The organism is Curtobacterium sp. MCSS17_005 (assembly GCF_003234225.2).
GTDB classification, from domain to species: Bacteria; Actinomycetota; Actinomycetes; order Actinomycetales; family Microbacteriaceae; genus Curtobacterium; species Curtobacterium flaccumfaciens.
Genome location: NZ_CP126258.1, coordinates 2143146 through 2155975, shown reverse-complemented (window position 1 = coordinate 2155975; position 12830 = coordinate 2143146). Strand labels below are relative to the sequence as shown.

Here is a 12830-nt window from a genome sequence, read left to right as displayed (position 1 = left end):
CTGCGCATCACCGCGGCTTCCGCGAGCGTTGTCAAGGGGTTCCGCTTAACCCGGCGAGGTTCTAGCGTTCGCAGTGGTCGCCGTCCCGGGCCGCAGCATCCTCAACGCGATGAAGGATCCGCCCATGACCCCCGATCCGTCCGCAGCGCTAAGCCGTTTGCACGCACGAATCGACCTGACCCCAGCAAGCCGGGTGTCGGCGGCATCGCTCGCAGCAGCCGGCTTCAGCCTTAGCGAGCTCCGAACGTTCCTCGAGACGCAAACGCGGAACTCTTCCACTACGTTCATTCTGAACCACCGACTCGATGCAGTTCGTCGAGAGCTGAGCACGGAGAACGTCGACATCCCTACTGCGGCCCGCCGATGGGGTTTCCTCCACCTCGGACGGTTCAGCGCCGTGTACACCCATCGACACGGGGAAACCCCAACTGAAACCGCTGCTGGCGCGGCCAGTGCAGGGTGTTGACAATGCGAACCACGATCTACGTGAACGGTGCGCGACTCGACCCGCAACCGCTGCGCTACTGCCCCTCGCTGGACGCTAACGGCGACGTCCGGCTGACGCTGCCCGGCAACCCCCTGGAATACCGGATCGCCGGATGGTCGGAACGAGGCGAGCCACGGGCGATGTACTTACGCCCGGCAGGCACGCGCTAGTTCAGCGGTACCGAGGTGACTCCTGCGACAGCGCCCGCAGCCATCGCAGTCCTTCTTCCTGCGTGATGATCGGCTTCCTACCTGCCTTGGTGGGGTAGGACGGGATCAGATCGCCGTTGTCGATCGCTTTGCGGATCGTGTCAACCGACAGGTCGACAGCGTTCGCAAAGTTGGGGATCGAGTAGGCGAGCCGATCGGTGCAGGATGGCTCGAGCTCGTGCATGTGTCCATGGTCCTCGGAGCGGGACCGTAACGCCATAGTCAAATTTGGCGTATTACCGCTGGATCTGACGGATTATGGGCAGTTTCAGGGTCAAAGACACACCCGTCCTCTTAGACGTGCGCAACGGTGATTGAACGGTCACGTAGGTTGCGCCGCATGGACGAGCAAGCGTTGACGGTCACCGAGCTCGCTGCGTGGCTGCAGATCTCCGAGTGGAAGGCGCGGGAACTGGGGAAGGATCCCCTGTTCCCGTCCTTCCGCAACGGCAACCAGCACCGCTTCTGGCCCTCCGAGGTCAAAGCCTGGACTCAGCAGCCACGGGATCCGTGGAAGCAGTCGGCCCGTTCCCTGGGCCGCAAGCGCAACCGGTGAGGCTCAGCCGAGAGGTCCGCGTGACCACCACCGTCCCTGGGTGAACTGGTAGGTGTCGCCACCAGCGAGCACGGCCACCGGGTCGTTCTCCTTCGATCGCAACTCCGTCATCGGCTCGCCGGCGGTGCGTTCCAGGTCCTGCACTGCTTCTATCGCGCTCGTCACCCATCCGATGCTCCGAGGATGCTTTCGAGCTTCGTGTGCGCGCTCCTGCTCGTCTAGCCAGAACTCGAAGATTCGGACCTGCAGGTCTAGCCCCTGGTCGTTGGTGCCGCGGGAAGTCGCCGCGATCAGCGCAGCTTGACGGTTATTCATGGCGGAACCCTAGTCCGCAGCGAGTCCGCAAGAGGAACCCGAAGCGCCCTCACTGCACAACCCTCGGCTCGGAGCGCATCCGCACCAAACCGGGCGGCGCAACCAAGTACACCGAGAGACAACAGCCGCCGCCGAGTACTGGAAGTACACGCACCTGACGATCGACGTCGTCGACGGTCGGGGCGGCGGGTTCTCGGTCGAGGTCCCGGAAGGCAAACGGTTCCTCACCCGGTCGCGGATGTTCGACGACGCCGAGCTCGCCGATCTCGGCATGGTCCCGCGGGTGGCCCGGACGTAGGCTGACCGCACGCGTCGCGACGGAGCGGCGGGTGGGGTCGATCGGAGGACGCATGCGCGCACCCGGTCGGCTCCGCCCGCTCGTCGCCGCATCGTGGCAGCGGTCCGCCCGGGTCGACCCCGACGCCGCCCCGGTCCTCGCCCTCGGCGACGACGAACTCGACGCCGTCCGGCACGACGGCCCCCTCGCCACCCTGCTGCCGGTGGTCCGCCGGCTGCTGCTCGACGACTCCCGCTCGGCCGGGTGCGTCGTCGCCGTCGCGGACGCCGCGGGCCGTCTCGTCTGGGTCGACGGCGCCCGCTCCACGCGTCGCGCCGCCGAGGACATGGGCTTCGTCCCCGGGGCCGACTGGGCGGAGGACCGCGTCGGCACCAGCGCGCCCGGCACGGCACTGCGCCTGGACCGTCCGGTGCAGATCCGCTCCGACGAGCACTACGCGAACGCCGTCAAGCCGTTCTCGTGCACGGCCGTCCCGGTGCACGACGTGAGCGGTGCCACCGTCGGGGTGCTCGACCTGACGGGCGACGACCGCGCCGTCGAGCGGCACACGCTGTCGCTGCTCGCCGCCACGGTCGCCGCAGCCGAGGCCCAGCTCGCCCTCGCCGCGGTCCGCCCCCGGGCACGGACACCCCGCGTACCGTCGGCCGAGCTGACCGTGCTCGGGACCGACACCGCCGTGCTCCGGATCGCCGACCGCCGGGTCGAGCTGTCCGCCCGGCACTCGGAACTGCTCGTCGTGCTCGCCGCGCACCCCGCCGGCCTCGCAGCGACCGACCTCGCCGCCGCCGTCTACGGCGACCCGGGCGCGGTCGTCACCCTGCGCGCCGAGATCGTCCGGCTCCGGCGGGTCCTCGCGCAGCACGCGCCGGACGTGACCGTGACGTCGCGGCCGTACCGGGTGACCGGGGTCCGGACCGACGTCGACGGCGTGCTGTCCGCGCTCGAACGCGGGGCGCGCCTCCAGGCCGTCGACCGGTACGCGGGACCGGTCCTGCCGGGCTCCGCCGCACCCGGCGTCGACGCGGTCCGTGACCTGGTGCGGCTGCGGTTCCGCGAGTCGGTCGTCGCCGACGGCGGCGTCGACGCCCTGCTCGCGTGGGCGCGCACCCCGGACGGTGCGACCGACGCGCTCGTGCTCCGCGCGCTGCTCGCGGTGCTGCCGCGGCGGTCGCCGCGACGGGCCGGTCTCGTGGCGGCGATCGAGGCGCTCGAGGGCTCCTGAGACGGTCGACGACGGGCCGGGAGGCGCGGGTCGGGCTGGTAGTGTTGGCCTCCTCGCGAGTGTGGTGGAATCGGCAGACACGGGGCACTCAAAATGCTCTGCCTCACGGCGTGCGGGTTCAAGTCCCGCCACTCGTACGAAGTCGCTCACGGCGAGCGGGGCTGTTCCGGACCCGCGTCCCGCCACTCGTACCAAGCTGCTCATCCGTCTGATCGATCTGCGTGGTCTGGGATACGGCACTTCCGACGTCTAGTAGGCTTTCGTCCGTGAGTGACACAGAAGCAACAGCACCAGCACCCCGTCGCGTCGTCGTCGCCGAGGACGAGTCGCTCATCCGCCTCGACATCGTGGAGATCCTCCGCGACAACGGGTTCGACGTGGTCGGTGAAGCCGGTGACGGTGAGACCGCCGTCCAGCTCGCGACCGACCTCCGCCCCGACCTCGTCGTGATGGACGTCAAGATGCCCCAGCTCGACGGCATCTCCGCAGCCGAGAAGCTGTCCAAGAACCACATCGCGCCCGTCGTCCTGCTGACCGCGTTCAGCCAGAAGGACCTCGTCGAGCGTGCCACCGAGGCCGGCGCGCTGGCCTACGTGGTCAAGCCCTTCACCCCGAACGACCTGCTCCCCGCGATCGAGATCGCCCTCTCGCGGTACCAGCAGATCATCACGCTCGAGGCCGAGGTCGCCGACCTCGTCGAGCGCTTCGAGACCCGCAAGCTCGTCGACCGCGCCAAGGGCCTGCTGAACGAGAAGATGGGCCTCACCGAGCCCGAGGCGTTCCGCTGGATCCAGAAGGCCTCGATGGACCGCCGCCTGACCATGCACGACGTCGCGAAGGCGATCATCGAGCAGCTCAGCGCCAAGAAGTAGTCCAGCGCACCACCGTCGCTCACGGAACGCCGCCGGACCCCTTGGGGTCGGCGGCGTTCCTGCGTCCGGGGGTGGGGCGTGTTCCGCGACCACCTGGCAGGCTGGAGCCATGGACGACGTGGTGATCCGGGCCTCCCGGCCTGACGACATGCCGGCGGTGGCGGACCTGCGGTGGCGGTGGAGCGTCGACGAGGACGGCCGCTCGCCGGTGCAGACGCCGGAGGATTACCGCAGGGCGATGACGGACTTCGCCGCCCGTCACCGGGAGTCGCACCGGTGCGTGGTCGCCGAGCGGGACGGTGTGGTGCTCGGCATGGCGTGGCTGGCGGTCCACCCGCGACCGCCGGCGCCGCACGTCGACCGTGATCGGTTCGCCGCTGAGCTGCAGACGGTCTACGTGCACCCGGAGCTGCGTGGTTCCGGCGTCGCCGGACGGCTCGTCACGGCCCTGCTCCAGGTCGCCGACGAACTCGGCGTGGAGCGGACGTCGGTGCACTCGAGCGTGGACGGCGAGCGGCTCTACCGGAGGCTCGGGTTCGGCGACGCCCGCCTGTTGCTGCAGCGGCCGCCGGAGGACTGAGTCGTCGGTCCGTCGATCCGTCGGTCCGTCGGTCAGCGACGCTCGCGGATCATGTTCGTGATCCGGACGGTGGAGCACCGGCGACCCTGGTCGTCGGTCAGGACGATCTCGTGGGTGGTGAGGGTGCCGCCCAGGTGGATGGCGGTGCACGTACCGGTGACGATGCCGCTCGTGGCGCTGCGGGAGTGCGAGGCGCTGAGCTCGATGCCGACGGCGTAGCGGCCGGGCCCGGCGTGCACGTTCGCGGCCATCGAACCGAGGCTCTCCGCGAGGACGACGTAGGCGCCGCCGTGCAGCAGGCCGACCGGCTGGCGGTTGCCCTCGACGGGGATCGAACCGACCGCCCGCTCAGCCGAGAGCTCGGTGATGACCATGCCCATCTTCTCGGCCAGCTCACCCATGCCGCGTTCGTCGAGGCGGGGATCGATCGTGGTCGATGTGGTGTCGTCGGTCACGGTCTGCGTCGACCTTCCGTGTCAGCGGGCGTCGGTAGGCTGTCCGGGTGTCGGACTCCGCAAAGCCTACCCTCATGGTCATCGACGGCCACTCGCTCGCCTTCCGGGCCTTCTACGCGCTGCCGGTCGACAGCTTCGTGAACCGCGAGGGGCAGCACACCAACGCGATCCACGGCTTCATCTCGATGCTGCTGATGCTCCTGCAGCGCGAGAAGCCCACCCACCTGGCGGTGGCGTTCGACATCTCCCGGTTCTCGTTCCGCACGCGTGAGTACGCCGAGTACAAGGGCACCCGCTCGGAGACCCCGGCTGAGTTCAAGGGGCAGATCCCGCTCCTCCAGCAGGCGCTCGAGGCGATGGGCATCACCACCGTCACGAAAGAGGACTACGAGGCCGACGACATCCTCGCGACCCTCTCCAAGCAGGGTGCCGACCAGGGCTTCACGGTCTACGTGGTCTCCGGTGACCGCGACTCGATCCAGCTCGTCAACGACGACGTCACGCTGCTCTACCCGTCGGTCCGCGGTGTCTCCGAACTCACACGCTACGACCGCGACAAGGTCTACGAGCGGTACGGCATCGAGCCCCACCAGTACCCGGACATCGCGGCCCTGGTCGGCGAGACCAGCGACAACCTGATCGGCATCGACAAGGTCGGCGAGAAGACCGCGGTCAAGTGGGTGACCCAGTACGGGTCGCTCGACGGCGTCCTCGAGCACGCCGACGAGATCAAGGGTGTCGTCGGCAACAACCTGCGCGAGCAGCAGGACCGGGCGATCCGGAACCGCCGGCTCAACCGCCTGGTCACCGACGTCGAGCTGCCCGTCGGTCCCGCCGACGTCGCACTCCGCCCGGTCGACGAGACCGCGGTGCGCGAGCTCTTCGCCAAGCTGCAGTTCCGCACGCTGCTCGACCGCGTCTTCAAGGTCGCCGGGTCGGGCGACCCTGCCGAGCCCGCGGCCGAGGGCACCGTCACGGACGGCGCGCCGACCCCGCCGCCCGTCAAGACCCTGATCGACGAAGAGCTCGGCTACTGGCTCGAGCGCCGCAACGCGACCGAGGCGGCGAACGGCTACGGCGTCGCGGTCGAGGTCATCGACGGACGCCTCAGCGCCATCGGCATCGCGACCCACGACGACGCCGTGCTGGTACCGGGCGGCAGCGGCGCGAAGGACTACGAGCAGCTCTCGGCCTGGTTCGCCTCCGACGCCCCGAAGCACTTCCACGACGCCAAGGCCGCCATCAAGGCCCTCGGCACCGCCGGCTTCGTCGTGAACGGCATCGCTGGCGACGCACGGATCATGGGGTGGCTCGCGCAGCCCGGCAAGCAGGGACAGCCGCTGTCCGACCTCGTCTACCAGGAGCTCGGCGAAGAACTGCCGACGGCCGACCCGAACCAGCTGGTCCCCGAGACCGACCCGGTCAACGTCGGGGTGCACGCGTGGTTCGTGCTCCGCGTCACCACGGCCCTGCGCGCCCGGATCGACGCGTCCTCGCTGCAGGTCCTCGACGACATCGAGCTGCCGCTCGTGTCGGTGCTGGCCGGCATGGAGACCATCGGCGTCGGCATCGACCGCCCGGTGCTCACCGGCCTGTCGAAGGAACTGGGGGAGCGCGCCGCCGAACTCGCGCAGCAGGCCTTCGCCGAGATCGGGCACGAGGTCAACCTCGGGTCGCCGAAGCAGCTGCAGGAGGTCCTGTTCACCGAGCTCGCGATGCCGAAGACCCGCAAGACCAAGACCGGGTTCTCGACCGACGCCGCGAGCCTGACCGACCTGCAGGAACAGCACCCGCACCCGTTCCTCGGGCTCCTGCTGCAGCACCGCGACGCCACGAAGCTCCGGCAGATCGTCGACACACTCGACGCCGCCGTGGTCGACGGGCGCATCCACACCCGCTACGAGCAGACCGGTACGAGCACCGGCCGGGTCTCGTCGACCGACCCGAACCTGCAGAACATCCCGGTGAAGACGGCCGTCGGTCGCCGGATCCGGTCGGCGTTCGCGGTCGCTGAGCCGTACACGACGCTCGTCACCGCCGACTACTCGCAGATCGAGATGCGCATCATGGCGCACCTCTCCGGCGACCCGGGGCTCATCCAGGCCTTCAACGAGGGCGAGGACCTGCACCGCTTCGTCGGCGCCCGGGTGTTCGGCGTCGATCCGTCCGAGGTCTCCAACGAGATGCGCACCAAGGTCAAGGCGATGTCCTACGGCCTGGCCTACGGGTTGAGTGCCTTCGGTCTGTCGAAGCAGCTGCGCATCGAGCAGTCCGAGGCCCGGACCCTGATGACCGAGTACTTCGCCCGCTTCGGCGCGGTGCGCGACTACCTGCGCAACGTCGTCGAGCAGGCGCGCGAGGACGGCTACACCGAGACGATCTTCGGACGCCGCCGCCCGTTCCCCGACCTGAAGAGCCCGAACCGGGTCCTGCGCGAGAACGCCGAACGCGCCGCGCTGAACGCCCCGATCCAGGGTTCGGCCGCCGACATCATCAAGATCGCGATGCTCGGGGTCGCCGACGACCTGCGCGAAGGCGAGCTGCAGTCGCACCTGCTGCTCCAGGTGCACGACGAGCTCATCCTCGAGGTCGCGCCCGGTGAGCAGGAGCGTGTCGAGGAGATCCTCCGCACCCGGATGGGCAGCGCCGCCGAGCTGAGCGTCCCGCTCGACGTTTCGGTCGGTGTGGGACCGAACTGGGAGAGCGCCGCCCACTGACCCGGGTGGACCGGGAGTCCCGCCGACCCGCGGGTCGGTAGGGTCGGGGCATGAGCGAAGAGCGTCCTGTCCGCCAGCCGTCCGCCGTCGACCGCGTCGCCGAGGACTGGGTCACCACCCTCGTCGACCTCGACCCGACGACCGCCACGTACATCGGCGTCCCGGGGCGCACGGGGGAGTACGGCGACACCTCGCCCGCCGGCGCCGCCGCGATGGCCGAGGCCGCGCGCGGTGCGAAGCGTGCGCTCGACGCCGCTCCCGCCGTCGACTCGGTGGACCAGGTGACGAAGGCCGACCTCGGCGCCGAGCTGGACCTGGTGCAGGAGTCGTACGAGCGCAAGCTGCACCTCCGTGACCTCAACGTCATCGCGAGCCCGGCGCAGTCGGTCCGCGAGATCATCGACCTGATGCCGACCGCGACCGAGGGCGACTGGCAGGACATCGCGAGCCGACTGCACGCGCTGCCCGACGCCCTCGAGGGCATCCGCGAGACCCTGCTCGAGGGCACCCGCGAGGACGTCACCCCGGCCAAGCGCCAGGTCGCCCTGGTCGCCGAGCAGGCAGCCCGGAACGGCGCCGAGGACGGCTTCTTCGCCCGCCTCGCCGAAGGTGCAGCGTTCGACGACGGTTCGCCGGTGCCGGACACCCTCCGCGCCGAGCTCACCCGCGGGGCCCAGGTCGCCTCGGCCGCGTACCGCTCGCTCGGGCAGTTCCTGGAGCACGAGCTGCTGCCGCTCGCCACCCCCGTGGACGCCGTCGGCCGCGAAGCATACGAGTTGCACTCGCGCCGGTTCCTCGGTGCGGTCGTCGACCTCGACGAGACGTACGAGTGGGGCCTCGAGGAACTCGCGCGCATGCGGGACGAGCAGGAGCGCATCGCCGACCGCATCGAGTCCGGCGCGAGTGTCGCCCGTGCGATCGAGGTGCTCGACACCGACCCGTCCCGGATCCTGCACGGCACCGACGCCCTGCAGCGGTGGATGCAGGAGACGAGCGACGCGTCGATCGCCGCGATGGCCGGCACCTACTTCGACATCCCGGACCCGATCCGTCGCCTGGAGTGCCGGATCGCCCCCACGCAGGAGGGCGGCATCTACTACAGCGGCCCCTCCGACGACTTCTCCCGTGCCGGCCGCATGTGGTGGTCCGTGCCCGAGGGCGTCACCGAGTTCGGCACCTGGCGCGAGAAGACCACGGTCTACCACGAGGGCGTCCCCGGACACCACCTGCAGATCAGCCAGGGCGTCTACAACCGCGGCGAGCTGAACACGTGGCGCCGGCAGTTGTCCGGGTCCTCCGGGCACGTCGAGGGCTGGGCGCTGTACGCCGAGCGGCTGATGGAACAGCTCGGGTTCCTCGACGACGACGGCGACCGGCTCGGCATGCTCGACGGGCAGCGCATGCGTGCGGCCCGCGTCGTGCTCGACATCGGCGTGCACCTGCAGAAGACGAACCCCGACGGCGGCGGCTGGACGTGGGAGTACGCGCTCGACTTCATGGGGCAGAACGTGAACATGGACCCCGCGTTCGTCCGGTTCGAGGTCGCCCGGTACTTCGGGTGGCCGGGGCAGGCGCCCTCGTACAAGGTGGGTCAGCGCGTCTGGGAGTCCATCCGCGACGAGGTCGCCGTCCGCGAGGGAGCCGCCTTCGACCTGAAGGCGTTCCACCACCGTGCGCTCTCCCTCGGCAGCATCGGCCTCGACACCCTGCGGACCGCCCTGGTCGGGTGACGCGCCGTCGACACGCCCGGTTGTGGGGCCTCCGCCGGTGCGGTTAGACTTGTGCGGCGCAATCCGCGCCACTCAATCAATCGCCACGGCGGTGCACCACGGGGGCCGAGCCCCCGCACGCCATGGCCCGACTCATGTCCGTTCGGAGCAATCTCTACATGACAACCACTACGACCAAGGCTCCTAAGCAGGTCGCCATCAACGACATCGGTTCGGCTGATGACTTCCTGGCCGAGGTCGAGAAGACCCTGAAGTTCTTCAACGACGGTGATCTCATCTCCGGCACCGTCGTGAAGATCGACCGCGACGAGGTCCTCCTCGACGTCGGTTACAAGACCGAGGGCGTCATCCCCTCGCGCGAGCTCTCGATCAAGCACGACGTCGACCCCAACGAGGTCGTCGAGGTCGGCGACGAGGTCGAGGCCCTGGTTCTCCAGAAGGAGGACAAGGAAGGCCGCCTCATCCTGTCGAAGAAGCGCGCGCAGTACGAGCGTGCGTGGGGCGACGTCGAGAAGATCAAGGAGTCCGACGGCGTCGTGACCGGGACGGTCATCGAGGTCGTCAAGGGCGGTCTCATCGTCGACATCGGCCTCCGTGGCTTCCTCCCCGCCTCGCTCATCGAGCTCCGTCGTGTCCGCGACCTCACGCCGTACCTCGGCCAGGAGATCGAGGCCAAGATCCTCGAGCTCGACAAGAACCGCAACAACGTGGTCCTGTCGCGCCGTGCGCTCCTCGAGCAGACGCAGTCCGAGTCCCGGACGACGTTCCTCAACAACCTCCACAAGGGCCAGGTCCGCAAGGGCATCGTGTCCTCGATCGTCAACTTCGGTGCGTTCGTGGACCTCGGCGGCGTCGACGGTCTCGTCCACGTCTCCGAGCTCAGCTGGAAGCACATCGAGCACGCCAGCGAGGTCGTCGAGGTCGGTCAGGAAGTCACCGTCGAGATCCTCGAGGTCGACCTGGACCGCGAGCGCGTGTCGCTCTCGCTCAAGGCGACGCAGGAGGACCCGTGGCAGGTCTTCGCCCGCACCCACGCGATCGGTCAGATCGCACCGGGCAAGGTCACGAAGCTCGTCCCGTTCGGTGCCTTCGTCCGCGTTGCCGACGGCATCGAGGGCCTCGTGCACATCTCGGAGCTCTCGAACAAGCACGTCGAGCTCGCCGAGCAGGTCGTCTCGGTCAACGACGAGGTCTTCGTCAAGATCATCGACATCGACCTCGACCGTCGCCGCATCTCGCTCAGCCTCAAGCAGGCGAACGAGGGCGTCGACCCGGAGAGCGACGAGTTCGACCCGGCGCTCTACGGCATGCCGACCGAGTACGACGACAAGGGTGACTACAAGTACCCCGAGGGCTTCGACCCGGAGACCAACGAGTGGCTCGAGGGCTACGACACGCAGCGCACCGAGTGGGAGGGCCAGTACGCGGCCGCCCAGGGGCGTTGGGAAGCCCACAAGGCGCAGGTCGCGAAGACCATCGCCGACGAGGCGCAGGGTGGCTTCGACCTCCCGGCCACGGCTTCCTCGTCGTCGTCGACCTCGTCGTTCGCCGGCGAGACGGGTGGCGCGAGCCCCCTGGCCGACGACGCGTCGCTCGCTGCACTCCGCGAGAAGCTCAGCTCGACCAACAACTGATCGAGCGGTTCGTCCCGACCGGAAGCCCGGCACCCCTGACAGGGTGCCGGGCTTCCGGCGTTTCCGGGCATCGGGGTCGTTACCCTGTTGCCGTGCACATCATCGGACTCACGGGCGGCATCGCCGCGGGCAAGTCGACCGTCTCCCGGCGCTGGGCCGAGCACGGGGCCGTCGTCGTCGACGCAGATCGACTGGCGCGGGACGCCGTGGCACCGGGCAGCCCGGGCCTGGCGCAGGTCACCGAGCGGTTCGGTCCGTCGGTGATCGCCGCCGACGGTTCCCTCGACCGGCCGGCGCTCGGGTCGGTCGTGTTCGCGGACCCCGCGGCGCGGAAGGACCTCGAAGCCATCACGCACCCCGAGGTCTGGCGGCTCGCGCAGCAGGCGTTCGACGCCGCCGAGGCCGCCGAACCCGACGCCGTGGTGGTCTACGACGTGCCGTTGCTCGCCGAGGCTCGCGGCTCGCGTCCGCTCCGGTTCGACGCAGTCGTGGTGGTCGACGCCCCTGCGGCGCAGCGCATCGAGCGGCTCGTCGAGCACCGCGGGATGCCCCGTGACGAGGCCGAGCGTCGCGTCGCCGCCCAGGCGAGCGACGCCGACCGTCTCGCCCTCGCCGACCACGTCGTCGACGCCACAGGGACGCTCGAGCAGACGATCCGCTCCGCTGACGAGGTGTGGGCGCGGATCACTCCATGAGCCACCGCCTGCTGCTCGTCCTCGCCGCGATCGTCCTCGTGGCGATCGGGGCCGCCTCGCTCGTCGCCGCGAACGTCCTCGGTGCCCAGCGTGTGGCGGACAACGGCCGGGTCGCGGTGCACGAACGGCCGTCGGGTGACGAACACGGGCCCGAGGGGGAGTTCCACCGGTTCCGGCTCGGAACGGTGAACGGTGAGCGGCTCACGCCGAACCGGGACGACTTCGCCGCGCGCACCTCGGCCGACGGTCCGCTCCTGCTGTTCCTGCCGGCGACCCGATCCCGTCCCGCGGAGTACCAGCGGTTCCTCGGAGCCGCCCTGGCCGACGGGTACCACGTGCTCGGACTCGACTACTGGAACCTGGGCCGCACCCTGTCCGGCACGTGTGAGGCCGACGCACGCTGCTACGGCATGGTGCAGCGGAACCGCTTCGACGGCACGCGGCCCTCGGCGTTCAGTGCGGTGAGTCCGGCCGGGTCGATCGTCTCGCGCTTCCGGGACGCCGTCGCGTACCTCGACGACCACGACCCCGACGGCGGTTGGGGGCGGTTCGTCCAGGGCGACGACCGCATCGTCTGGAACGACATCGTCGTGGCCGGGCACTCGCAGGGCGGCGGAGAGGCGGCGTACATCGCCCACATCCGCAGTGTCCACGGCGCGCTGATGTTCTCGTCACCCGTGGAGTCCCGCGGGCCGGCACACGCAGCGTGGATGGACCGCCCGGGCCGGACACCGGTGGACCGGATGTACGCCATCGACGACGTCCGTGACACGTTCGGCCCCCGCATCACCGGTTCGTGGGACGTCCTCGGGTTGAGCGGTGTGTCCGGACCGTTCGAGACGGACACCGCACCGCCACTCGCCGGAGCGGACCCGCACGCGATCCTCACCGACCTCGGCGGCGAGGGCAAGGCGCACTCCCTGATCATCAAGGACTCGACGCCGCTCACCCGTGACGGCGTCCCCCGGATGCTCCCGCTGTGGCAGTGGATGCTGCACCGGTTCTCCACAGATCCCGCTGTTCCCTCTGACCGCTCATAGCGTCGCGCAATAGCCTTCCT

Annotated in this window: 13 protein-coding genes, 1 tRNA gene and 1 pseudogene; 12 read left to right on the top strand and 3 right to left on the bottom strand. The window is 69.6% G+C overall.

Annotated features, from left to right (window positions below):
- Window positions 1-109: 109 nt before the first annotated feature.
- On the top strand, window positions 110-466 hold the full coding sequence (locus DEJ20_RS18095; protein ID WP_349815005.1) for a helix-turn-helix domain-containing protein: 357 nt from the start codon (window positions 110-112) through the stop codon (window positions 464-466).
- 192 nt (window positions 467-658) lie between these two features.
- Here the strand turns inward: DEJ20_RS18095 and DEJ20_RS10375 are convergent, their stop codons facing one another.
- Window positions 659-880, bottom strand: coding sequence for a hypothetical protein (locus DEJ20_RS10375; protein WP_258377130.1), 222 nt, complete (start codon window positions 878-880; stop codon window positions 659-661).
- Between the two features lie 156 nt (window positions 881-1036).
- On the opposite strand from DEJ20_RS10375, the gene DEJ20_RS10370 reads away from it, so the two are divergent.
- Window positions 1037-1252: a helix-turn-helix domain-containing protein gene (locus DEJ20_RS10370; protein ID WP_111235026.1), complete on the top strand. Its 216-nt coding sequence runs from the start codon at window positions 1037-1039 to the stop codon at window positions 1250-1252.
- Window positions 1253-1255: 3 nt separating this feature from the next.
- Here DEJ20_RS10370 and DEJ20_RS10365 read toward each other — a convergent pair whose 3' ends face one another.
- Window positions 1256-1567 (bottom strand): hypothetical protein, encoded by a 312-nt coding sequence (locus DEJ20_RS10365; RefSeq protein WP_146245397.1) that lies wholly within the window; start codon window positions 1565-1567, stop codon window positions 1256-1258.
- A 133-nt stretch (window positions 1568-1700) separates the two neighbouring features.
- On the opposite strand from DEJ20_RS10365, the pseudogene DEJ20_RS10360 reads away from it, so the two are divergent.
- From DEJ20_RS10360 to DEJ20_RS10340, 5 genes and pseudogenes are all read left to right on the top strand, one after another.
- A pseudogene (locus DEJ20_RS10360) lies at window positions 1701-1865 on the top strand (DUF779 domain-containing protein); the annotation flags it as partial.
- A 52-nt stretch (window positions 1866-1917) separates the two neighbouring features.
- Window positions 1918-3087: a helix-turn-helix domain-containing protein gene (locus DEJ20_RS10355; protein WP_146245396.1), complete on the top strand. Its 1170-nt coding sequence runs from the start codon at window positions 1918-1920 to the stop codon at window positions 3085-3087.
- 55 nt (window positions 3088-3142) lie between these two features.
- A tRNA-Leu gene (locus DEJ20_RS10350) sits at window positions 3143-3224 on the top strand.
- 129 nt (window positions 3225-3353) lie between these two features.
- Complete coding sequence (locus DEJ20_RS10345; RefSeq protein WP_017887240.1) at window positions 3354-3959, top strand: ANTAR domain-containing response regulator; 606 nt, start codon at window positions 3354-3356, stop codon at window positions 3957-3959.
- Window positions 3960-4068: 109 nt separating this feature from the next.
- Window positions 4069-4539, top strand: coding sequence for a GNAT family N-acetyltransferase (locus DEJ20_RS10340; protein WP_111235024.1), 471 nt, complete (start codon window positions 4069-4071; stop codon window positions 4537-4539).
- Window positions 4540-4571: 32 nt separating this feature from the next.
- On the opposite strand, the gene DEJ20_RS10335 is transcribed toward DEJ20_RS10340, so the two are convergent.
- The gene (locus DEJ20_RS10335) at window positions 4572-4940 is read right to left on the bottom strand and encodes a PaaI family thioesterase (RefSeq protein WP_051596794.1); all 369 of its coding nucleotides are present in this window, start codon (window positions 4938-4940) and stop codon (window positions 4572-4574) included.
- Window positions 4941-5068: 128 nt separating this feature from the next.
- On the opposite strand from DEJ20_RS10335, the gene polA reads away from it, so the two are divergent.
- From polA to DEJ20_RS10310, 5 genes are all read left to right on the top strand, one after another.
- Entirely contained in the window at window positions 5069-7711 is a 2643-nt protein-coding gene (gene polA / locus DEJ20_RS10330; protein ID WP_258377129.1) for a DNA polymerase I, read from the top strand.
- Between the two features lie 50 nt (window positions 7712-7761).
- A complete protein-coding gene (locus DEJ20_RS10325; RefSeq protein ID WP_111235022.1) occupies window positions 7762-9441 on the top strand; it encodes a DUF885 domain-containing protein in 1680 nt (559 codons plus the stop codon).
- A 158-nt stretch (window positions 9442-9599) separates the two neighbouring features.
- Window positions 9600-11075: a 30S ribosomal protein S1 gene (gene rpsA / locus DEJ20_RS10320; protein ID WP_071403741.1), complete on the top strand. Its 1476-nt coding sequence runs from the start codon at window positions 9600-9602 to the stop codon at window positions 11073-11075.
- Between the two features lie 92 nt (window positions 11076-11167).
- Window positions 11168-11770 (top strand): dephospho-CoA kinase, encoded by a 603-nt coding sequence (gene coaE / locus DEJ20_RS10315; RefSeq protein ID WP_111235021.1) that lies wholly within the window; start codon window positions 11168-11170, stop codon window positions 11768-11770.
- Window positions 11767-12810: a BPSS1187 family protein gene (locus DEJ20_RS10310; protein ID WP_111235020.1), complete on the top strand. Its 1044-nt coding sequence runs from the start codon at window positions 11767-11769 to the stop codon at window positions 12808-12810. The genes coaE and DEJ20_RS10310 overlap by 4 nt, the downstream gene beginning before the upstream one ends.
- Window positions 12811-12830: the final 20 nt, after the last annotated feature.